This is a genomic window from Bordetella genomosp. 9, assembly GCF_002119725.1.
GTDB lineage: Bacteria > Pseudomonadota > Gammaproteobacteria > Burkholderiales > Burkholderiaceae_B > Bordetella_C.
Genome location: NZ_CP021109.1, coordinates 1,838,721 through 1,859,929, shown reverse-complemented (window position 1 = coordinate 1,859,929; position 21,209 = coordinate 1,838,721). Strand labels below are relative to the sequence as shown.

Genomic DNA, 21,209 nt, shown 5'->3' with positions numbered 1-21,209 from the left:
CCGCGCCTCAGCCCGCGATCACTTCCAGCTTGGCGATGCCCAGCGCCAGCGTTTTCGCGCCAACGTCGCGGAATTGAATCTGCGCCTGCGCATCCTGGCCGCTTCCGCTCAATCCGATGATGGTGCCGTCGCCGAAGCGTGCGTGCCGGACGCCTTGGCCGATACGGTAATGCCGGTCGCCCACGGTCACACCCGAAGACACGCCGCGCGGCGCGCGCGGGGTGATCGTACCGGTCGGTTTGCGGCCGAACGCATCCCGCGCAGCGCCGTTCCAGGAACTGCCCGTGGCGCCATAGCTTTCCGCCATGCCGGCACGGGGCGTCAACCACTTCAAGTGCCCTTCGGGGATTTCGCCCAAAAAGCGGGAACGCATTGCATAGCGCGTCTGACCATGCAGCATGCGACTCTGGGCGAGGCTCAGGTACAGCCGTTCGCGCGCGCGCGTGATGGCCACGTACATGAGGCGGCGTTCTTCCTCCAGGCCTGCCTGCTCCAGCACACTGTTTTCGTGCGGAAAAAGGCCTTCTTCGAGCCCCGTGATGAACACGGCATCGAATTCCAGACCTTTGGCGGCGTGCACCGTCATCAGCTGGACCGCGTCCTGGCCCGCTTGCGCCTGGTTGTCGCCGGCCTCCAGGGCGGCGTGAGAGAGAAAAGCCGCCAGTGGAGTCAGGTTCTCATCGACGGGACCAAACGGCGCTTCCGGTACCGAGGGGGCCAGGCCAGGATCGCGCTGCGCCGGCAGGCCCGCCGGCACACCGTCGAAGTTTTCCTCGGAGGCGAAAACCGCGGCGGCGTTGACGAGTTCGTTCAGGTTCTCGATACGCTCCGCGCCTTCTTTTTCGCCCCTGTAATGCTCGATCAGGCCGCTGGACTCGAGGACGTGTTCGACCATTTCCGGCAGCGGCAATTCGCGCGTTTCATCCGCCATGCGGCCAATCAAGGCCGCGAACTGGGCCAGGTTCGCCCCGCCCTTGCCTGCCACGCGTGCCACGGCGCCATAGAGACTGGTGTCGTGCGCGCGCGCGGCATCGGCAAGCTGCTCAAGCGTGCGCGCACCGATTCCGCGAGCCGGAAAGTTCACGACGCGCATCCACGACGTATCGTCGTGCGGGTTGGCGATCAGGCGAAGGTAGGCCAGGGCATGCTTGATTTCCTGTCGCTCGAAGAACCGCAGGCCGCCATATACCTTGTAGGGGATGCCGGCGGAAAACAGCGCATGCTCCAGCACACGCGACTGAGCGTTGCTGCGGTAGAGGACGGCGATCTCGCGACGGGCCCGGCCTTCGTTCACTAGGGCGCGGATCTCGTCCACCACCCACTGCGCCTCCATGCCGTCGGAAGGCTGCTCGATGACCCGGATGGGCTCGCCCTCGCCTTGATCCGTCCACAGATTCTTGCCTAGGCGGCCGCTGTTATGGCCGATCAAGGCGTTCGCGGCATCCAGAATGTGCCCGTAGGAGCGGTAGTTCTGCTCCAGCCGGATAACCGTACCCCTGGCGTAGTCGCGCTCGAAATCGGCCATATTGCCGACGTTGGCGCCCCGGAACGCGTAGATGGACTGGTCGTCGTCGCCCACGGCAAAGATGAACGCGCCGCCGCCCGCAAGCAGGCGCAGCCATTTGTACTGCAGCGTATTGGTGTCCTGGAACTCATCGACCAGGATGTGCCGGAAGCGCCGCTGGTAATGTTCGCGGACCGGCGCATTGCGCGACAACAGCTCGTAGGCCCGCAAGAGCAGTTCGGGGAAATCGACCACGCCTTCGCGCTGGCACTGCGCTTCGTAGAGTTGGTAGATCTCGATCAGGCGCCTGCGGTGGCTGTCCCAGCCCTCCAGGTCGCCGGGCCGCTCGCCCTCTTCCTTTGCGCCATTGATGAAGCGCTGGACGTCGCGTGGGGGATACTTTTCGTCGTCGATGCCATTGGCCTTGAGCAGGCGCTTGATGGCGGCCAGCTGATCGGCAGTGTCCAGGATCTGGAAAGCCTGCGGCAGGCCCGCGTCACGGTGATGGGCGCGCAGCAGGCGATTGCATAACCCGTGGAAGGTGCCAACCCAAAGCCCCCGCGTATCGATGGGGAGGATGGCCGAAATCCGCGCGAGCATCTCGCGCGCCGCCTTGTTGGTAAAGGTGACGGCCAGCAGCGCATAGGGACTGGCCATGCCGTTCTGGATCAACCACGCCATGCGCGTGGTCAGAACCCGCGTCTTGCCGCTGCCCGCCCCGGCGAGAACCAGGGCGTGCTGCGGCTCCAGCGTAACAGCGGCGCGTTGCTCGGGATTTAACTTATCGATCATGCCGCATAGCGGCGGAGTCGGTCGGCAAACTGCTCCAGCCCTTCAATACCGCTTTGCTGGGCCCGCTGGCACCAGGCCTGCAAATGGCTCAGCAATTGCTCGCTGCTCGCGCTGGAGCTTTCCCAAAGCCGGCCCAGCTCCCGCCGCATCTGCACCAGCGTCGACAGCTTCTCACTGCTGGCGATCGCCTGATCCACCTGCGCAACCTGCTCGGGCTGCAGCACTTCCTCGGAACGGTGCAGCCACCGGCTCACGCGGCGCAGGGTCGCCCAGTTGCCGTTGGCGCCGTCCTGGCCGCGGGCAGGCTTGAGCTTGGCAAGCTCCTGTCGCGCGGCGCTCTTCACGATGTCGGCGTAGCGGGCCATCACTTCGTAGCGATGAGTGATGACGCCCTGCAAAGTGCTGAGATCGACCATGGGCTTGTCCGAGTCCAGCTTGAGCTTGGGCGCGACCTTCTTCACCTTGGCCAGGCCCAGGAAGGAGAGGACGCGGATATAGCCCCAGCCGATGTCGATCTCGTACCACTTCGCCGAAAACTTGGCCGAGGTGCCATAGGCGTGGTGATTGTTGTGCAGTTCTTCGCCGCCGATGATGATGCCCCAGGGGAACACGTTGGTGCTCGTGTCCGGGCTGGCGTAGTTGCGGTACCCCCAATAGTGGCCGATGCCGTTGACCACGCCTGCGGCCCAGAACGGAATCCATGCCATCTGGACGGCCCAGACCGTGACGCCGATGGCGCCGAACAGGGCAATATCGATGGCCAGCATGATCATGACCCCGGCCAGGCTATGGCGCGAGTACACATTGCGTTCGAGCCAGTCGTCGGGCGTGCCGTGGCCGAACTTGGCCATGGTCTCCGCGTTCGTGGCTTCCTCGCGATAGAGCTCGGCGCCGCGGAACAGCACTTTCCAGACACCGAACAACATCGGCGAATGCGGGTCGCCTTCGCGTTCGCACTTCGCGTGATGCTTGCGGTGGATGGCGACCCATTCCTTGGTGACCATACCGGTGGTCAGCCAAAGCCAGAACCGGAAGAAATGCATGACAGCCGGATGCAGGTCCAGCCCGCGGTGTGCCTGGCTGCGATGCAGGAATATCGTCACCGACATGATGGTGATATGAGTGGCCACCAGCGTGAAGACGACGATCTGCCACCAGGAAGCGTGCAGGACGCCGCCGGCGGCGAAATGAAGGATGGAATCCAAAATTTGATCCATATAGGGCGTAAAGACCTCGGTCATAGCGAGCTTTTGAGTGTAGCCTACCTTGCGGTGTTATGACAGCGCGTGCAAAAAATAAAACCGTCGCGAATGTTCAGCAAAATCGTTGTTTTCTCTCACTTCTACCCCCGATCTTGACTTCTTTTTCAACGATAGCCTCCCAGCCTCCACCCCGTGCGCGACGTGGGCGCGGGCAAGGCCGGTCAGCGCGTGCTTCCTTATTTGCATGTGCCGTGCCCGCCGTCAAACCCCGGCGGCGTTTCTTTTTTGCCACAGCCGCCATGCTGGCGGCCGGGATGTTGGCCGTGCCCGGTGCGCGGGTATGGGCGGCCGACGGCGCCACGACGGTGCAGGCGTGGCGCGCTCCCGCGGGAGAATCCGTGGTGCTGGGGCGCTACTACGAGATCCAGCCAGCCGACTGTCGCGCCCTGCGCGCGCCGCCGGTGGCTCTGAAAATCCGCCCGGCGCAGGGCAAGCTGATCGTCAATACCACGACCCAGCTCGCAGGCGCGCCCGGCAAGTGCCGGAATGTCCAAGTTCCCGTGACCCTCGTGCGATTTCAAGCCGGGCAGACCACGGGCCAGGTCGAAGTCGGCTGGCAGGTCTTCTTCCAGTCGCGCGAAAAAGGCACGCAGCAAGTGCGAGGGACGGTGACGGTCACCCCGCCGAACCCTCGCCTGCGTTGACCTGCGGCTGGCGTGACTCCGGCTCCAGTTCCGCCTCAGGCTCGCCCTGCGGCATCGGAACTGCCGTTGCGGCGCGGGCCTTCACGCTTTCGGCGGCCGCTTCGGTTGTCGAAAGCGCATCGCCCTTGCGGCGCTCGAAAACCGCCGCGAAGAACCCATCCGTGCCATGGACGTCGGGGCGCAATTGCATGTACGGCCCTGTCAGTGCCAGCCCTTCGCAACGCGCGGCGATCAGCGCGGCCGCGTCCACGCGTTCGAATTCCGGATGCGCGGCCAGGAAGATCTCGGCCTGCGCCTCGTTTTCCTCGGGCAGCAGACTGCAGGTGGCGTAGACGAGACGGCCGCCCGGCGCCACGCAACGCGCCGCGGACGCCAGGATTCGGGTCTGCAATGCCCCGAGCTCCTGCAGGGCTTCGGGATGCTGCCTCCACTTCAGGTCCGGATTGCGGCGCAACGTCCCGATGCCGCTGCAAGGGGCATCGACCAGGACACGCTGCGCCTTGCCGGCCAGCCGCTTGACCCGCGTATCGTTTTCGCTGTCGATGACGACTGGCACCACGTTGGACAAGCCGCTGCGGGCGAACCGCGGCTTGGCGCGCGCCAGCCGGGCGGCCGAAACATCGAAGGCATAGAGGCGGCCAGTGGACCGCATCAAGGCGCCGAGCAGCAACGTCTTGCCGCCCGCTCCGGCGCAGAAATCGATCACCATTTCGCCTCGGCGCGGCGCCATGAGCAAGGCCAGCAGTTGGCTCCCCTCGTCCTGCACCTCGATTTCCCCGGCCTCGAATTGCGGCCAGCGGTTCACCGGCGGGCGCCCGCTCAGGCGGATGCCCCAGGGCGAAAACGGCGTCGGCTTGGGCGCATAGCGCGCGGCCGGCCCATCGGTCAGACCGCGCAACACGGTGTCGCGGTCCGTCTTCAAGGGGTTGACGCGGATATCGAGCGGCGCAGGCCGGTTCAAGGCTTCAATCAGCGCGTCGGCGTTCTCCAGGGTGCCGAGACGCTCTTCCAGCCAATCCGGCAGGCTCGCACGCACCGCGCGCGGCAGCGTCGCAGGATCGATCAAGGCGATGTGCTGCAGCCATTCGTTCTCTTCGGGGGACAAGGCCTCGCGCAGCGCATCGCGGCCGAGCGTAGCCGTCAGGCCGAGGATTGCGAGACGCCGGGCGGCGGGACCTACGCCGGTTTCTGCGAATCGCCGATAACGGCGCAGGTTGCGCAGAACGTCATAGGCGGCTTCGGACACTTCTGCACGGTCTCGGCCCCCCAGGGCGGGATGCGCCCGCAGCCACTTGGTCAACGCCGCGTCCGCGGGCGATGACCACTGCAACACCTCGCCCAAAACCTTCTGGACCTGATCGAGCCGGATGGCGGCAAACGACGGGCGGGCACGATCTGCCCCACCCGCGCGCGGCGCGGCGGGTTTTCCGCCAGCGCGGTGCGGTTTCTTCATTTTCATTCCCTGACGGGGGCAAGCCCGTCGACTAAGTTCAATGCGGCGCCGGCTCGCCGGCGGCGCCTGCGTATAAGCGTGGAGGGTTGCCTTGCACTTCCACCCGGTGATCCGGGGTGAGCCGCACGCGGCCCTCCGCCAGCCAGCGTACGGCCGCCGGAAACACCCGGTGCTCCATCTCGAGGACGCGCAGCGCCAGGGTATCCGGCGTGTCGTCGTGCAGCACGGGGACGCAGGCCTGGGCGATGATGGGGCCGTGGTCGAGCAGCGGCGTGACGAAGTGCACGGTGCAGCCATGTATCTGTACACCCGTCGCCAGCGCCTGCGCATGCGTATGCAAGCCGGGAAACGCCGGCAGCAAGGACGGATGGATGTTGACCAGCCGCCCGGCATACCGGTTGACGAATCCGGCAGTCAGCACACGCATGAAACCTGCCAGGATGACGTAGTCGGGCTCATACCGGTCGATTTCATCAGCCAGCGCGGCATCGAAGGCTTCCCGTCCGGAATAGTCGCGATGATGGACGCAGGCCGTGGGGATGCCCGACTCCTTCGCCCATTGAAGGCCGGCGGCGTCCGGCCGGCTGGCGATGACCGCGGAAATTTCCGCCGGCCAGTTCTCTTGCCGGCATGCCCGCACCAGTGCCTGCATATTGCTGCCGCGGCCGGAGATCAGAATGACGAGGCGCCGGCGGCTCGAAGATATAGCTGTCAAGATAAAGAATCCACTGGAAGTACAGAGCAAGCCCGGCCAAAATTGTAAACTCTGTGTCGTGAAACCCGCGCTGCATATCTTCCGCTCCCTTCCGCCGCCTGGCGCCCGCCGGCCATGCGCCCTGACCATCGGCAATTTCGACGGCGTGCACCGCGGACACCAGGCCATGCTGGCATACGTCCGGGCGGCAGCCGCCGACCGCGGCCTTACTCCGGCCGTCATGACATTCGAACCCCACCCGCGCGAGTACTTCGCCACGCTGAATCAGCGCCCGGAACTGGCGCCCACGCGGATCACCGGCCTGCGCGACAAGCTGGACGCCCTGGCCCGCTGCGGCATCGAGCAGGTCGTGGTGGAGCGGTTCAATGCACGGCTCGCCGAGATGTCGCCCGACGCTTTCATCGAGCGGCTGCTGGTACGCGGGCTGCGCGCGCGCTGGGTGCTCGTGGGCGCCGATTTCCGGTTCGGCCACAAGCGCAGCGGCGATATCGGTTTTCTGCGCGAAGCCGGCAGGCGTCACGGGTTCGACGTCGAGACCCTGGAGGACGTCACGGACTCGCATGGGCATCGCATATCGAGCTCGGAAGTCCGCACCGCGCTGGCGGTGGGCGATCTCGCGCGCGCCCAGGACCTGCTGGGGCACCCCTATCACCTCAGCGGCCATGTGGTGCATGGCCGCAAGCTGGGCCGCACCCTCGGGTTCCCGACGCTCAACGTGCGCGTCACGCCGCGCTGTGCGGCGCGCTCCGGCATCTATGTCGTGCGGGTGCACGGACTGGCAGACGGGCCTTTGCCCGCCGTCGCCAGCCTGGGCGTGCGCCCCACCATCGAAAATCACGGCCGTGTGCTTCTGGAAGCCCATGTACTGGACGCGGGCGCCCTGGACGCATACGGTAAACTCGTCCGGGTCGAATTCCTGCATCTGCTGCGGGACGAAGAAAAGTTCCCCGACCTCGCTTCCCTGACTGCCGCCATCACTGAAGACGCGCAAAACGCGCGCGCCTATTTTGCCGTTCATGGACTATAAAAAAACGCTCAATCTGCCCGACACCTCCTTTCCGATGCGGGGCGACCTAGCGAAACGGGAACCCGGCTGGGTTGCCGAATGGGAGGAAAACCACGTCTACCAGGCGATCCGCGCCGCCAGCAAGGGCCGCCCGCGTTTCGTCCTGCACGACGGCCCCCCCTACGCCAACGGCGATATCCATATCGGCCACGCCGTCAACAAGATCCTGAAGGACATGATCCTGAAGAGCCGGAACATGGCCGGCTACGATGCGCACTATGTGCCGGGCTGGGACTGCCATGGCATGCCCATCGAGATCCAGATCGAGAAGAAATACGGCAAGAACCTGCCCGTGGCCGAGATGCAATCCAAGGCGCGGGCCTACGCGCAGGAGCAGATCGAGCGGCAGAAAAAGGACTTCAAGCGCCTCGGCGTGCTGGCGCAATGGGACCGTCCCTATCTGACCATGAACTATCGCAACGAGGCCAACGAAATCCGGGCCTTGGCGCGCATCATGGAAAAGGGCTATGTGTTCCGCGGCCTCAAGCCCGTGAACTGGTGCTTCGATTGCGGATCGGCATTGGCGGAAGCGGAAGTCGAGTACGCCGATCGCGTGGATCCCGCTGTTGATGTGGCCTTCCCCTTTGCCGACAAGGCCGGTGTGGCGCGAGCCTTCGGACTGCCGTCCGTGGGCGACGGCGCCATCGTCATCTGGACCACCACGCCCTGGACCATTCCGTCGAACCAGGCGCTGAACGTCCATCCGGAAATCGAATACGCGCTGGTTCGCCTGTCGTCTGCGCGCGCCACCGGCCAGCTTTTGCTGCTGGCCGCCGAACGCGTGGCACCCTGTCTGAAGCAATGGGATCTTGAAGGCGAGGTCATCGCGACGACGCGCGGCGAAGCGTTGGCCGGCCTGACTTTCCGTCACCCCCTTGCGGGCGCCGATGCGGGATACGACCGGCTTTCGCCAATCTACCTGGGCGACTACGTGACCCTGGATACCGGCACGGGCGTGGTCCACTCCGCCCCCGCCTATGGCATCGAGGACTTCGTCACGTGCAAGGCTCACGGCATGACCGATGCCGACATGATCAGCCCCGTGATGGGCGATGGCCGGTTCGCGCCGTCGTTGCCGCTGTTCGGCGGACTGAGCATCTGGGACGCCAATCCGAAAATCATCGAGTCTCTGCGCGACGCCGGCACCCTTCTGCACCACGAAAAGCTGTCGCACAGCTATATGCACTGCTGGCGGCACAAGACGCCCATCATCTATCGCGCCACCAACCAGTGGTTCGCCGGCATGGACGTCAAGCCGCGAGACGGCGGCCCGACGTTGCGCGAATCGGCGCTGACCGGTATCGACGCCACGCGCTTCTACCCCTCCTGGGGACGTGCGCGCCTGCACGCCATGATCGCGAACCGGCCGGACTGGACCTTGTCGCGTCAGCGCCAATGGGGCGTGCCGATGGCCTTTTTCGTGCACAAGGAAACTGGCGAACTGCATCCCCGCACGGTGGAATTGCTGGAACAGGTCGCGCAGCGTGTCGAACAGGGCGGCATCGAAACATGGCAATCGCTGGACCCGCGCGAGCTGCTGGGCGACGAGGCCGACCAGTATGAAAAGAGCCGGGACACGCTGGATGTCTGGTTCGACTCCGGCACCACGCACTTCACCGTGCTGGGCGGCAAGGATGCCGCGCAGACATCGTCGCATGGCGAAGAGCTGGCCTGGCCCGCCGACCTCTATCTGGAAGGCTCGGACCAGCATCGCGGCTGGTTCCATTCGTCGCTGCTGACCGGTTGCATGCTGTACGGCCGGCCGCCGTATAACGCTCTGCTCACCCACGGCTTCGTGGTCGACGGACAAGGCCGCAAGATGAGCAAATCCGTTGGCAACGTCATCGCGCCCCAGAAGGTGTCGGACTCACTGGGCGCCGAAATTCTGCGCCTATGGGTGGCTTCCACCGATTACTCGGGCGAATTGTCCATCTCGGATGAAATCCTCAAGCGGGTCGTGGAGAGCTACCGCCGTATCCGCAATACGCTGCGTTTCCTGCTGGCGAACCTGGCCGACTTCGACGCCGTGTCGATGACCGTGCCTTACGGCCAACGGCTGGAAATCGACCGCTACGCGCTTGCCATGACGGCGCAGATGCAGGAAGAAGTGCTGGGCCATTACGACAAGTACGACTTCCACCCCGCCGTGGCCCGGCTGCAAACGTTCTGCTCCGAGGATCTGGGCGCGTTCTACCTGGACATCCTGAAGGACCGCCTGTACACCACCGGCGCGGACAGCCTGGCGCGGCGGTCGGCGCAGAGCAGCCTGCTGGACGTGACGCTGACGCTGTTGAAGCTGATGGCGCCGATTTTGTCCTTCACGGCCGAAGAGGCTTGGAAGGTGCTGGTCGGCTCGACCCTGCGGCACCAGGCGGACGTTTCGCGCGTCACGGTATTCGCCGAAGTCTTCCAGTCTCTGCCGCCCGTGGCGCAGGACGATCCCCTGCCGGCGAAATGGGCGCGGTTGCGCGCGATCCGGGCCGAGGTCATGCGCAAGCTGGAAGAAGTGCGCAGCGCCGGCGGCATCGGCTCTTCGCTGCAGGCTGAAATCGACATTACGGCGTCGGGCGACGATCTCGCCGCCCTGCGCAGCCTGGGCGACGATCTGCGCTTCGTTCTGATCGTCTCGCGCGCCACCGTGCACGCGGGCGAAGGCGAGCTGCAGATCGTGATCGCGCCGTCGGCGCAAAAGAAATGCGAACGCTGCTGGCACTGGCGCGCCGACGTGGGCGCCGATCCCGAGCACCCCGAGATCTGCGGGCGCTGCGTCAGCAATCTGTTCGGATCCGGCGAGCCGCGCAGCCATGCTTGAAGCGCAGCAGCCCGCGGCGGCTCCCGATGCGGCCAGCCAACCCCGGTATCGGCGTGGACTGACGTTCTGGCTGCTGCTCGCAGCGGCCATCATCGTGCTGGATCAGGCGTCCAAGCTCTACTTCAACGCCAACTTCAGCTATGGGCAGCGGCTCAACGTCCTGCCCGTTTTCGACCTGACGCTGGTCTACAACCGCGGCGCGGCATTCAGCTTCCTGGCCTCCGAACCCGGCTGGCAACGCTGGTTCTTCACCGTGCTGGGCGTCGGCGCCGCAGTCGTGATCGCCGTCATCCTCGCTCGCCAGGGGAAACGGGCCGCGCCGCGGTTCGCGCTGGCGCTGGCAATGATCATGGGCGGCGCGCTGGGCAATGTGATCGACCGCATCGCCTATGGCCATGTGGTGGACTTCCTGCTTTTCTATTGGAAGGATTGGTACTACCCCGCCTTCAATGTGGCGGACGTCGCCATCACCTGCGGCGCCATCCTTCTCATACTGGACGAATTGCTGCGCATGCGCAGGACGACCCCGTCCGGAGCATAATGAGGGCGTTTTCCACACCCCGGTTGCTGCCATGCTCGATCTCGCCCGCAAACGCATCGTCCTAGGCATGTCGGGCGGTGTCGCCTGCTACAAAATCGCCGAACTCGTGCGCCGGCTGACCGAACAGGGCGCCATCGTGGACGTGGTCATGACCGAGGCGGCGACGCACTTCATTACGCCGGTGACCATGCAGGCGCTTTCCGGACGGCCGGTATTCGTCAGCCAATGGGATGCGCGCATTGCCAACAACATGCCGCACATCGACCTGACGCGCGGCGCCGATGCCGTAGTGGTCGCGCCCGCCAGCGCCGACTTCATGGCCAAGCTGGCCCACGGCATGGCGGACGACCTGCTGTCCACACTCTGCCTGGCCCGCGCGTGCCCCTTGTTGATCGTGCCCGCCATGAACCGCGAAATGTGGGCCAACCCCGCAACGCAACGCAATGCCGGGCAGTTGCGCGACGACGGCATCGAGATCCTGGGACCGGCCAGCGGCGACCAGGCCTGCGGCGAAATCGGCGACGGCCGCATGCTGGAACCGCATGACATCCTGGCCGACATCATCTCCTTCTTCCAGCCCAAAGTGTTGGCGGGCAGGCATGTCCTCTTGACAGCGGGTCCGACGGTCGAGCCGATCGACCCTGTGCGCGTGATCAGCAACCGGTCTTCGGGCAAGACCGGTTACGCGATCGCCCGCGCCGCCCGCGAAGCGGGCGCACGCGTCACGCTTGTGACGGGGCCCACCGCCCTGCCGGTTCCCCGCGGTGTGGATGCGTTTCCCGTACAGACCGCTCAGCAGATGCGCGACGCCGTCATGGCGCAGGCGAGCCGGGCCGATATTTTCATCGCCGTCGCCGCCGTGGCGGACTGGCGCGTAACGAACGCCAGCCAGCAGAAAATGAAAAAGGACGATTCGGGCAACGGCGCGCCGCGATTGGAGTTCGCGCCCAACCCCGACATCCTGGCGGAAGTGGCGGCGCTGGAAAACGGACCTTGGTGTGTCGGCTTCGCGGCGGAAACCGAGGATCTCGCCCGCCACGCGGAAGCCAAGCGCCGCCGCAAAGGCATACCGCTGCTGGTCGGCAACCTGGCGCACAAGGTAATGGATGCGGACGGCACCGAGCTGGTGCTATTCGATGACGAGGGCATGCATCCCCTGCCCGCGGCGGACAAGCTGCAGGCCGCACGGCGCCTGATCGCCGAAGTCGCTTCGCGCTTGCCGCGATAGGGGCGCTGCCCCGTGCGGCCGGGCCGCGACTCCCCGGGCGCCGTCCGCAAACCCGCGCTAAGGCGCTGCGCGTTCGGGCTCGGTTGTACGCACCGCCCATGCGCCCAAGGGCAGCGGCGGCTCCTCGCTGACGATGCGACGCAGAATCCGCCGCAACTCTTCCCATCCGCCCCGTTCGCTGGGCCAGCGCGTGGGTACGACGACCCGCCAGCTGCCGTCGCCATTGCGGCGCGCCATGACAAAGCGGAAAGTGTAGTGGCCCGGCATACCCATGCGCAGATCGGTCACCACCAGATCGCTGCCGATGGCGTCGAATCTAAGCCAGCCCGATGTGAACCAGTCGAGACGGTCCACCAAGGGCGCTGGCGGCAAGGCGCCCCGCAAGTCCTCGTGCAGGGGCTGACTCAGCTGCTCCGGGGCGCCGCGATCGAACACGCTGGAAACCACTTCGAAGTAAGTGTCCTGCGGTCCGCGGGCAATCACGCGCCAGAGCAGACTGTTCAGAGGCATGGGCGCGGAGAACACAGCGCCGGGTTGCGCCCCCTGGAGCGTTAGCGCCGACCGCACCCGATGCTCCACCAGGTTCTTCGCAAGCAACGTCCACCCCAGATAAATGGCGGCCACCGTCAACGCGACGGTGCGGAACCGATGCGCGCGCTCTCCCAGGAAGAGCGTGACGAGGAACGCGAGCAGCAGGGGCAGCGTGAAAACGGGGTCGATGATGAAGATGCTCGAGATGCTGATCGGCGACATCGGCAAGGGCCAGAACAGCTGCGTGCCGTATGTCGTCATCGCATCGAGCACGGGATGTGTAATCAGCACCAGCCATAGCGTCAGGAACAGCCGCTTTGCGCTGTATGGGGCAGTGGGCCAGCGCCATCGGATCAGCGCCGCCAGCAGCGCCGCCAGCGCGGTCAACACGAAAACGGAATGCGAGAAACCCCGGTGATAGGTCATTAGCGAAACCGGGTCGGGATACGACATGAAAACGTCCAGATCGGGCAAGGTGGCCAGGACCGCGCCGTAAAGCAGGGCCTTTCGGCCCTGCGCGCGGCCGAGCAGGGCCGCCTGGATGCTTCCTCCCATTACCACGTGCGTCAACGAGTCCATGCTGCTTGTCGTTCCTTTGGGCGAGTGCTGCGCGCCGCCCCCGGCGGGGCGCGGCGCACGGGGTAAGATACCGTATCCGGATGACGGGGCGCGGGCCATGGACCAAATCGTCGATCAGATTCGAATCTTCATTGAGACCCATCAGGCTTGGGCGGGCCCCGTCACGGCGCTGCTGACACTGGCCGAATCGCTTGTGATTGTCGGGCTGTTCGTGCCGGCCACCGCGATGATGCTGATCACGGGCGGATTGGTCGGCAGCGGAACGCTGGACGGCGCGACGATCCTGGCCTGGGGCATCGCCGGCGCCATCGTCGGAGACGCCATCTCGTACTGGCTGGGGCGTGGCGTCGGAACGCGCGTGCTGCGGCGCTGGCCGTTGAACCAGCATCGTCCCGCGGTTGCGCGGGCGCGGCTCTTCTTTTACCGCTACGGCTTCGCATCGGTGCTGGCCGGCCGGTTCATGGGCCCGATCCGCAGCACGATTCCCACCGTCGCCGGCGTGATGGGCATGAGCCACGCACGTTTCCAGGCGGCCAACGTGCTTTCCGCGGCGCTATGGATGCCCCTGATGCTCGCCCCCGGCTACCTGACAATGCGCCATATGGAAAGCGTTCCCATGGCCGGCAATATCGGCATGCTGATCGGCACCGGCCTTTCCGTTGTACTGGGTGTGGCGCTATTGATCGCAATGCTGCGCAAGCGGCGGGTGCCCGCCGCGGTCCGGCGCGGCCGCCGTTAGGAGCCGCTGCGGTGATCGACGGCGAACCGAAGGACGGCGACTACGTCCGGTACATCGAACAGCTGGTCCATCGCGGGCAGTCGGCGCCTGGGCAGGTCAGCGCGGGAATGCGTGAGCCGGCGGCCGGCTCCGCGGCCGGACCCGCGCCCGGCCAAACCGCCAGGGAAGCAGGACAACCGGCGGGCCGTATCGCCATGCCATGGAAAACCGGCGCAAACCGCGACGATCCTGCGCGGACCATTGCGGAAAAAAGCAACACGGAGCCGGAAACAACCGGGTCTCCCGGCCAGCCGCCATCGCGCGACGACACGCTGGCCGCCCGGGCCGGAAAGCGCCGCTCGGCGGTGGCCGTGGCCATCGTCGCGCTCGCCATCATGTGGCAAGCGATACGTTTGCTCGCGGCGGCCCTGCGCGCGCCGCAATTCGACTGGAACGATCTGGTGCCGGTCGCATTCCTGCTGATTTTCGCCGGCGTCCTGTGGCGCGCGGCCACCAGCCAGCGTTCGCGCGCCAACCAGCCGCCCGCGCGCCTGCCGCCGCTGACCACCCTCCCTACGGGAGCCCCCGGCAAATCGCGCCGTTGATTGCCACCCGTCCCAGCGGGGACGGTCCCCTACTTACTCGACACGATGAAATCCGTAGCTCTGAAGATTCTCGACGAACGCATGTCCGAATACCTGCCCTCTTACGCCACCCCTGGCGCGGCGGGGCTGGACTTGCGCGCCTGCCTGAACGAACCGCTTACCATCGAGCCGGGCGCAACCGAACTCGTCCCCACCGGACTGGCTGTCCACATCGGCGATCCCGGCTATGCGGCCATGATCCTGCCCCGCTCCGGCCTGGGCCACAAACATGGCATCGTGCTGGGCAATCTGGTCGGATTGATCGACTCCGACTACCAGGGACAATTGATGGTCTCTACGTGGAACCGCAGCGACACCGCCTTCACCCTTCACCCTATGGATCGCCTGGCGCAGATGGTCATCGTACCGGTGGCCCAGGTGTCCTTCGAGGTCGTGTCCGAATTCCAAGCCACGGATCGCGGCGCCGGCGGCTTCGGAAGCACCGGGCGCGGCTAGGCCCGCGAACGGCAGGCCCAGCTGCGGCTTGGAACGGTCAACGCTGGCCGAAGCTGGCGTTGAAGAACAACTCCTTCAGCTCCCTGGGCTGCGAACGCCAGTACTGCTGCGGCGCCTGGACTTGCGCGCCCAGCTGCGCGGCTGCATGCCAGGGCCAGCGGGGGTCGTACAGCATCCCCCTGGCCAGCGACACCATGTCGGCCTTTCCTTGCGCGATGATTTCGTTCGCGTGCTGCGGCTCGGTGATCAGTCCCACCGCCATCGTCGGCAAGCCGGTTTCCCTTTTGACGCGTTCGGCAAACGGAACCTGATATCCGGGCGAGAGCGGAATTTTCTGGGCGGGCGACATGCCGCCCGAAGATACATCGATGTAGTCGCAGCCGCGCGCCTTCAGCGCCTGCGCGAACGCGATGGTCTGCTCAATGTCCCATCCGCCGTCCACCCATTCGGTGGCCGATACGCGTACGCCGACCGGCTTACCGGCGCCGAAGGCCGCACGGACGGCGTCGAAAACTTCCAATGGGAAACGCATGCGGTTTTCCAGGCTCCCGCCATATTCGTCGCTGCGCTGATTGGCCAGGGGCGACAGGAACTGGTGCAGGAGATAGCCGTGCGCGGCATGGACTTCAATGGTATCGAAGCCGAGCCGGCCGGCCCGCCGGGCGGCGTGCGCGAAGGCGTCGCGGACGCGGTCCAGACCGGCGCGATCGAGGGCGCGCGGCGGCAGTTCGCCGTCCTTGTAGGCGACCGCGGAAGGCGCATCGCACACCCAGCCGCCGCGGTCCAGGGGCAATTGGCTGCCGCCTTCCCACGGCGCGGCGCTGGATGCCTTCCGGCCCGCGTGGGCAAGCTGTATCCCCATGCGGATGGGCGAATAGCGCCGGATCGCCTGCAGGACCTTATCGATGGACTGTTCGGTTTCGTCGTCCCACAAGCCCAGGTCCGCCGGCGTGATGCGCCCACCCGGCTCGACGGCGGTCGCTTCCGTGATCAGCAGCCCGGCGCCGGATAGCGCCAGATGCCCCAGGTGAATCATGTGCCAGTCGGTGGCCTTTCCGTTATCGGCCGAATACTCGCACATCGGCGCGATGACGATGCGATTCGCGAGCGTCAGCCGGCCCAGGCCGATTGGGGAAAATAGCGTGGTCATGCGGGCTCCCTAGGAAAAAACCAGCCCGTTATACAGCAGGACCGAAGGCGAGAACCTGAATTCCCCACTCCGGACCGGGCCACCGGCCGGCCGCCGTGACCATGAAACGCAAACGCCGCGGCAGGCCTGATCATCCAAGCCGGCCGCGGCGCGAGATTGGGCGACACGATGCGGGTGCGCGCTTATGCCATCTTCAAGGAGGTCCCCATGGGCAATGTCCGGATGCGGGTCCCCACGGCATCGTAGATCGCATTGGCCAGCGCGGGCGCAATGGGCGGCACGCCGGGTTCCCCGACACCGGTTGGCGCTTCGCTGGAAGGCACGATATGGACCTCGACCGCCGGCATTTCGTTCATCCGCAGCACCGGATAATCGTTGAAATTGCCCTGCTGCACCACGCCGTCCTTCAAGGTGATGGCGCCGTGCAGCGCGGTCGCGAGTCCGAAACCGATACCGCCTTCCATCTGCGCCTTGACGACGTCCGGATTGACGACGACGCCGCAATCCACAGCGCAGACAACGCGGTCGACCTTCAGCGCGCCATCCTTGCCAATCGTCACCTCCACCACCTCCGCCACGCGCGTGTTGAACGACTCGTGCACCGCCACGCCACGCCCGCGGCGTGCGCCGTCGGCCGCCGGCGGCAGCGGCGACCCCCACTGCGCCTTTTCCGCCGCCAGGCGCAGCACCGCCTGATGACGCGGCCACTTCTGCAACAGGTTCAAGCGGTATTCGACCGGGTCCTTGCCCGCCAGGCGAGCCGCCTCATCGATAAGCGTTTCGGACGAAAAGGCGGTATGCGTGTGTCCGACGGACCGATACCACAGCACCGGCACGGCGACATCCGCAGGCGTATGCAATTCGACCCGCAGATTCGGAATTGCGTACGGCAAATCCGCCTGGCCTTCGACCGACGTGGCGTCGATGCCGTTCTTGACCATGGCCTGCTCGAGCCCCGTTCCACGCATGATGGACTGGCCCACGATGCGAACGTACCACGCCTGCACGTTGCCCTGTTCATCCAGACCGATACGGGCACGATGTAGATTCAAGGGCCGGTAATAGCCTCCGCGCATATCGTCTTCACGCGTCCACACCATCTTGACGGGCGCCTGGACGCCCGCTTTGCGCGCGGCGCGGGCAATCGCCACGGCCTCAAGCACGTAGTCTGCTTGAGAACTGGCGCGCCGGCCGAAACTGCCGCCTGCATAAAGCTGATTGATTTGCACCTGTTCCGGCTTCATCCCAAGCGCCTGCGCCACCGCGTTCTGGTCGACGGTCTGGAATTGCTCGCCGTTCCAGATCTCGCACCGGTCATCGTCCAGCTTCACCAGGCAGTTCAAGGGCTCCATGGCCGCATGCGCCAGGTAGGGAAACTCGAATTCCGCCTCGATACGCCGCGCAGCGCCGGACAGGGCGGCTTCCACATCGCCGGTGCTGGCGGCGACGGTGCCCGGCGTCGCGGCTGCCTCGCGATACTCGGCCAGCAGTTCCGCCGTGCCCTTGCGGAAAGACTTGCTGTCGTCCCATTGCAATTGCAGCGCATCGCGGCCGGCGCGCGCGGCCCACGTATTGGTGGCCAGCACCGCCACGCCGCCGAAGTGGTGCGCCGTGCCCTCGAACCGCACCACTGCCTTGACGCCGGGCACCTGCATGGCCTTGCTGTCGTCCACGTGCGCCAGCGTGGCGCCCCAGCGGGGCGGATGCGCCGGGACGGCGATGAGCATGCCGGGCAGCTTGATGTCCTGCGTGAACACCGCCGTGCCGTCCGTCTTGGCCCTATTGTCCACACGATGCACGCCGGCCTTGCCTATGAGGGTGAACTGTTCGGGCTTTTTCAGGACGACCTCGGCGGGGACCGCCTGGCGCGAGGCAGCACCGGCCAACTCGCCGAAGCCCGCCTTGCGGCCCGAGGCAGCATGGGATACGACGCCTTGGCTCACCACAATGGAATCGGGCGCAACTTCCCACTGCTGCGCCGCGGCGGCGACGAGCATGGCGCGTGCGGCCGCGCCTGCCTTGCGCATCTGCTCAAAAGAATTCGCGATGGCGGTACTGCCGCCGGTCCCCTGGATTCCGAACGCAAGGTTCTTGTACAGGGCGCTGTCCGCTGGCGCGCCGACGACACGGACCCGCTGCCAATCGGCATCCATCTCTTCCGCGACCAGCGTCGCCAGGCCGGTGTAGGCGCCCTGCCCCATTTCAAGGTGCTTGGCCAGCACCGTGACGGTTCCATCGGCATCGACGCGCACGAATGCATTGGGCGCAAACACCTTGTCTGTTCCGGACGCACCGCCGCTTTCCGCGGCGACTGCCTCCCATGCGGGGGCCAGCGTGACGCCCAATACCAGGCTGCCGGCGCCCTGCAGGAATCGCCGCCGGCTGACATTGCGTACGGGGAGCGTCGCAGTATCGATCGCGGCAGCTTGCTGCGCCGCCTTCATCATGAGGTTTTTCATCGATGGTCTCCCGGACTTCAGGCCAGCGCCTTGGCGGCGTGATGAATGGCGGCGCGGATGCGAACATACGTGGCGCAGCGGCAGATGTTCCCGCTCATGGCCGCATCGATGTCATCGTCTGTGGGGCGCTTGTTTTGCTTCAACAAGGCGACAGCCGACATCATCTGGCCGGACTGGCAGTACCCGCACTGCACGACGTCCAGTTCGCGCCAGGCATCCTGCACCGCGCGTCCGACCGGGTCGGCCTCGATACCTTCGATGGTGGTGATTTTCTGATTGACGACGGCGGCAATCGGCATGACGCAGGACCGGATGGGATTGCCGTCGGCATGCACGGTACAGGCGCCGCAAAGCGCCATCCCACAGCCATATTTCGTTCCGGTCATATTCGCAACGTCCCGCAGCGCCCACAGCAGCGGCATTTCCGCGGGGGCGTCGACGACGATGTCCTTGCCATTGATGTTGAGCTTGGGCATGGGGCCTCCTGGTGGCAAAAAGCGGCGCGCCGCCGCCGGCGATTTGCCAGCGAGCATAAGAGCACGCCGCCAGCGGAGCAATGCCGATTACTGCGGAATTCTTGCCCGATCCTGCAGGCCGGCGGCGGTTTATGATGGACGTGCGTTTTCCGCAGACCTTAAGTCAAGGAGCTCGAGCATGAAGAAAAAAGCATCTGCAGTCTGGAAAGGCGACCTCAAATCCGGCACGGGGACGATATCCACCGAAAGCGGCGCGCTCTCCAATGCGCCTTACGGCTTCAACACGCGATTCGGGGACGTCAAAGGGACCAATCCCGAAGAGCTCATCGGCGCGGCGCATGCCGGTTGTTTTTCCATGGCGCTGTCCAACATCCTGGGCGAGTCCGGACTGAAAGCCGACAGCATCGAAACCGAGGCCGTGGTGACGCTGGACAAGGCGGATGGCGGCTTTGCCATCACGGCGGTACACCTGACGGTAGTGGCCCGGATCCCCGGGGCGGATGCCAAGGCGTTCGAGGAAGCCGCGAATAAAGCCAAGGCAGGCTGCCCCGTTTCCAAGGTGCTGAACGCGAACATCACGATGGACGCGCGGCTGGCGTCGTAATCGATGGCTCTGCCGGCAGGCGCGGCACCGTCGGGCGTGCCTGCCGGATTCTCCTTATGAAGAAGGCCGCGGCCTTCCCTGAAACACGTGGGGGTGCGGCCTCGTCGCTGGCATGCCGAGGGCTCGCCGGATTGGATACCGCTTGGTGAAATCCTGCAGGGCATCGGCCCCGATCTCGAACCAGCGAGAATAAAGCCGCCAATAGATAAAATCTAACGGAAACGAAAAACCAATTCATTGGACGCGCTGTTCACGCCCTCTAATAATAAGAACCATTCTCAAGGGGTGATCGTGAGCAATCTCATCTTTGCGGTTTCAGGCGGGAGGAACGCCTTTGGTCAGCCGGGTATGCCGGCAGGCCTGCGCCGCCTGGTCGGATCGGGGCTGCTCGTGGCGGTCGGCTACATCGATCCGGGAAACTGGGCCACGGACATCGCTGGCGGCAGCCGCTTCGGCTACCACTTGCTGATGATCGTTTTTGGAGCGGCCTTTCTGGCGCTGGGCTTCCAAGTCCTGGTGTCACGCCTGGCGCTGGCGACAGGGGAAGATCTGGCGGCGCTGACGCTGCGCCACCTGCCCCGCCCGCTTGCCCGGGCGGCGTGGTTGGCTGGCGAAGCGGCCATACTCGCGACCGCCCTGGCCGAGCTTGTCGGCGGCGCCATCGCGCTGCGCCTGCTCTTCCAGATTCCGCTGATGGCCGGGGTGGCGATGACCGGCGCTGGCACTTATGCTGTTCTGTTGTTCGCGCGCAATAACGCCGACCGGCACGAACGCATCATCGGCGCGCTGCTGGCCATCGTCTCCATGTCGTTCGTATTCCTATTGTTCAAGGCCAATCCCGCATGGACGGCCGTGATGCAGGAAGCCGCCAGCCCAGCCGCGGCGCTGCGCGAGCCCGAAGGATTCATGATCGCGCTCGGCATACTGGGCGCCACGCTGATGCCGCACAACCTTTACCTGCACTCCGGTTCGCTGGCGCAGCGCGCCCGCGACCTGCCAGCCGCCATGCGGCCGATCGCGATGCAGGTGGCGCGTACCGATACGTTGTTTTCGCTGGGCATCGCGACACTGATCAACGCCGCCATCATGATCGTCGCTGCGGCCTCGCTCTCGGGTGCGGGGCTGGCCATCACCAGCCTGGACCAGGCCCATGCCGTCATCGCGAAAAGCCTGGGCGCCGGCGCAGCCATCGTATTCGCCGTTGCGCTTTATGCCGCTGGGCAGAGTTCGACGATTACCGGCGTGCTGGCCGGCAAGGTGTTGTCACAAGGATTTGGCGCCAGCGGATGGTCCGACCGCAGGCGCGCCTTGGTGACGCGCGCCGCGGCCGGCGCGGCCGCCATGGGGATGTTGGCCTATACGGGCGGCCAGAATCCCGACCAGTTACTGGTGTTGAGCCAGGTGATCCTGAGCCTGGCCCTGCCCTTCGCCCTGGTGCCCCTGGTCATGCTGGCGACACGTGGCGACGTAATGGGAGCGTTCGTGCTGCGGGGCGTCTGGCGGGCGGCGGCCATCGCTGCAACGATGGCCATTATCGCGCTGGACGCCTACCTGCTCGCAGCACAGTTTCTGTAG

The 21,209-nt window shown here is 65.6% G+C and carries 18 protein-coding genes; 10 read left to right on the top strand and 8 right to left on the bottom strand.

Annotation, left to right across the window (positions count from 1 at the left end; translation table 11 throughout):
- Positions 1-7: 7 nt before the first annotated feature.
- Together CAL13_RS08610 and CAL13_RS08605 are read right to left on the bottom strand one after the other, a co-directional pair.
- Positions 8-2,296, bottom strand: a complete 2,289-nt coding sequence (locus tag CAL13_RS08610) for a UvrD-helicase domain-containing protein (protein ID WP_086072092.1) — start codon at positions 2,294-2,296, stop codon at positions 8-10.
- The gene (locus CAL13_RS08605; RefSeq protein ID WP_086059342.1) at positions 2,293-3,501 is read right to left on the bottom strand and encodes a DesA family fatty acid desaturase; all 1,209 of its coding nucleotides are present in this window, start codon (positions 3,499-3,501) and stop codon (positions 2,293-2,295) included. Before CAL13_RS08605 ends, CAL13_RS08610 begins: the two co-directional genes overlap by 4 nt.
- 311 nt (positions 3,502-3,812) lie before the next feature.
- On the opposite strand from CAL13_RS08605, the gene CAL13_RS08600 reads away from it, so the two are divergent.
- The gene (locus tag CAL13_RS08600; RefSeq protein ID WP_198297931.1) at positions 3,813-4,202 is read left to right on the top strand and encodes a hypothetical protein; all 390 of its coding nucleotides are present in this window, start codon (positions 3,813-3,815) and stop codon (positions 4,200-4,202) included.
- Here the strand turns inward: CAL13_RS08600 and CAL13_RS08595 are convergent.
- Positions 4,174-5,661, bottom strand: a complete 1,488-nt coding sequence (locus tag CAL13_RS08595) for an RsmB/NOP family class I SAM-dependent RNA methyltransferase (protein WP_420042419.1) — start codon at positions 5,659-5,661, stop codon at positions 4,174-4,176. The genes CAL13_RS08600 and CAL13_RS08595 overlap by 29 nt on opposite strands.
- 31 nt (positions 5,662-5,692) lie before the next feature.
- Positions 5,693-6,361, bottom strand: a complete 669-nt coding sequence (purN, locus tag CAL13_RS08590; protein WP_086073567.1) for a phosphoribosylglycinamide formyltransferase — start codon at positions 6,359-6,361, stop codon at positions 5,693-5,695.
- 67 nt (positions 6,362-6,428) lie between these two features.
- On the opposite strand from purN, the gene CAL13_RS08585 reads away from it, so the two are divergent.
- From CAL13_RS08585 to coaBC, 4 genes are read left to right on the top strand one after another with little or no spacing between them, the layout of a single operon-like run.
- Entirely contained in the window at positions 6,429-7,397 is a 969-nt protein-coding gene (locus CAL13_RS08585) for a bifunctional riboflavin kinase/FAD synthetase (protein WP_086057035.1), read from the top strand.
- Entirely contained in the window at positions 7,387-10,248 is a 2,862-nt protein-coding gene (ileS, locus tag CAL13_RS08580; RefSeq protein WP_086072090.1) for an isoleucine--tRNA ligase, read from the top strand. The genes CAL13_RS08585 and ileS overlap by 11 nt, the downstream gene beginning before the upstream one ends.
- Positions 10,241-10,789 carry a signal peptidase II gene (lspA, locus tag CAL13_RS08575; RefSeq protein ID WP_086072089.1) on the top strand — a complete coding sequence of 183 codons (549 nt, stop codon included), beginning with the start codon at positions 10,241-10,243 and terminating at the stop codon, positions 10,787-10,789. Before ileS ends, lspA begins: the two co-directional genes overlap by 8 nt.
- A gap of 31 nt (positions 10,790-10,820) precedes the next feature.
- Positions 10,821-12,017 carry a bifunctional phosphopantothenoylcysteine decarboxylase/phosphopantothenate--cysteine ligase CoaBC gene (gene coaBC / locus CAL13_RS08570; RefSeq protein WP_086072088.1) on the top strand — a complete coding sequence of 399 codons (1,197 nt, stop codon included), beginning with the start codon at positions 10,821-10,823 and terminating at the stop codon, positions 12,015-12,017.
- A 57-nt stretch (positions 12,018-12,074) separates the two neighbouring features.
- Here coaBC and CAL13_RS08565 read toward each other — a convergent pair whose 3' ends face one another.
- The gene (locus CAL13_RS08565) at positions 12,075-13,127 is read right to left on the bottom strand and encodes a metal-dependent hydrolase (RefSeq protein WP_086072087.1); all 1,053 of its coding nucleotides are present in this window, start codon (positions 13,125-13,127) and stop codon (positions 12,075-12,077) included.
- A gap of 97 nt (positions 13,128-13,224) precedes the next feature.
- Between CAL13_RS08565 and CAL13_RS08560 the strand changes: the two genes are divergently transcribed.
- The 3 genes from CAL13_RS08560 to dut are packed head-to-tail and all read left to right on the top strand — an operon-like array spanning position 13,225 to position 14,945.
- Positions 13,225-13,866, top strand: a complete 642-nt coding sequence (locus CAL13_RS08560) for a DedA family protein (RefSeq protein WP_086057030.1) — start codon at positions 13,225-13,227, stop codon at positions 13,864-13,866.
- Positions 13,867-13,877: 11 nt separating this feature from the next.
- A complete protein-coding gene (locus tag CAL13_RS08555; protein ID WP_086072086.1) occupies positions 13,878-14,450 on the top strand; it encodes a hypothetical protein in 573 nt (190 codons plus the stop codon).
- A gap of 45 nt (positions 14,451-14,495) precedes the next feature.
- On the top strand, positions 14,496-14,945 hold the full coding sequence (dut, locus tag CAL13_RS08550) for a dUTP diphosphatase (RefSeq protein ID WP_086072085.1): 450 nt from the start codon (positions 14,496-14,498) through the stop codon (positions 14,943-14,945).
- 37 nt (positions 14,946-14,982) lie between these two features.
- Here dut and CAL13_RS08545 read toward each other — a convergent pair whose 3' ends face one another.
- From CAL13_RS08545 to CAL13_RS08535, 3 genes are all read right to left on the bottom strand, one after another.
- Entirely contained in the window at positions 14,983-16,095 is a 1,113-nt protein-coding gene (locus CAL13_RS08545) for an NADH:flavin oxidoreductase/NADH oxidase (RefSeq protein ID WP_086072084.1), read from the bottom strand.
- Positions 16,096-16,277: 182 nt separating this feature from the next.
- Positions 16,278-18,539 carry a xanthine dehydrogenase family protein molybdopterin-binding subunit gene (locus CAL13_RS08540; protein ID WP_198297960.1) on the bottom strand — a complete coding sequence of 754 codons (2,262 nt, stop codon included), beginning with the start codon at positions 18,537-18,539 and terminating at the stop codon, positions 16,278-16,280.
- 32 nt (positions 18,540-18,571) lie between these two features.
- On the bottom strand, positions 18,572-19,030 hold the full coding sequence (locus CAL13_RS08535; RefSeq protein ID WP_086057025.1) for a (2Fe-2S)-binding protein: 459 nt from the start codon (positions 19,028-19,030) through the stop codon (positions 18,572-18,574).
- A gap of 178 nt (positions 19,031-19,208) precedes the next feature.
- On the opposite strand from CAL13_RS08535, the gene CAL13_RS08530 reads away from it, so the two are divergent.
- Complete coding sequence (locus CAL13_RS08530; RefSeq protein ID WP_086072082.1) at positions 19,209-19,634, top strand: OsmC family protein; 426 nt, start codon at positions 19,209-19,211, stop codon at positions 19,632-19,634.
- A 291-nt stretch (positions 19,635-19,925) separates the two neighbouring features.
- Positions 19,926-21,209, top strand: coding sequence for an Nramp family divalent metal transporter (locus CAL13_RS08525; RefSeq protein ID WP_086073566.1), 1,284 nt, complete (start codon positions 19,926-19,928; stop codon positions 21,207-21,209).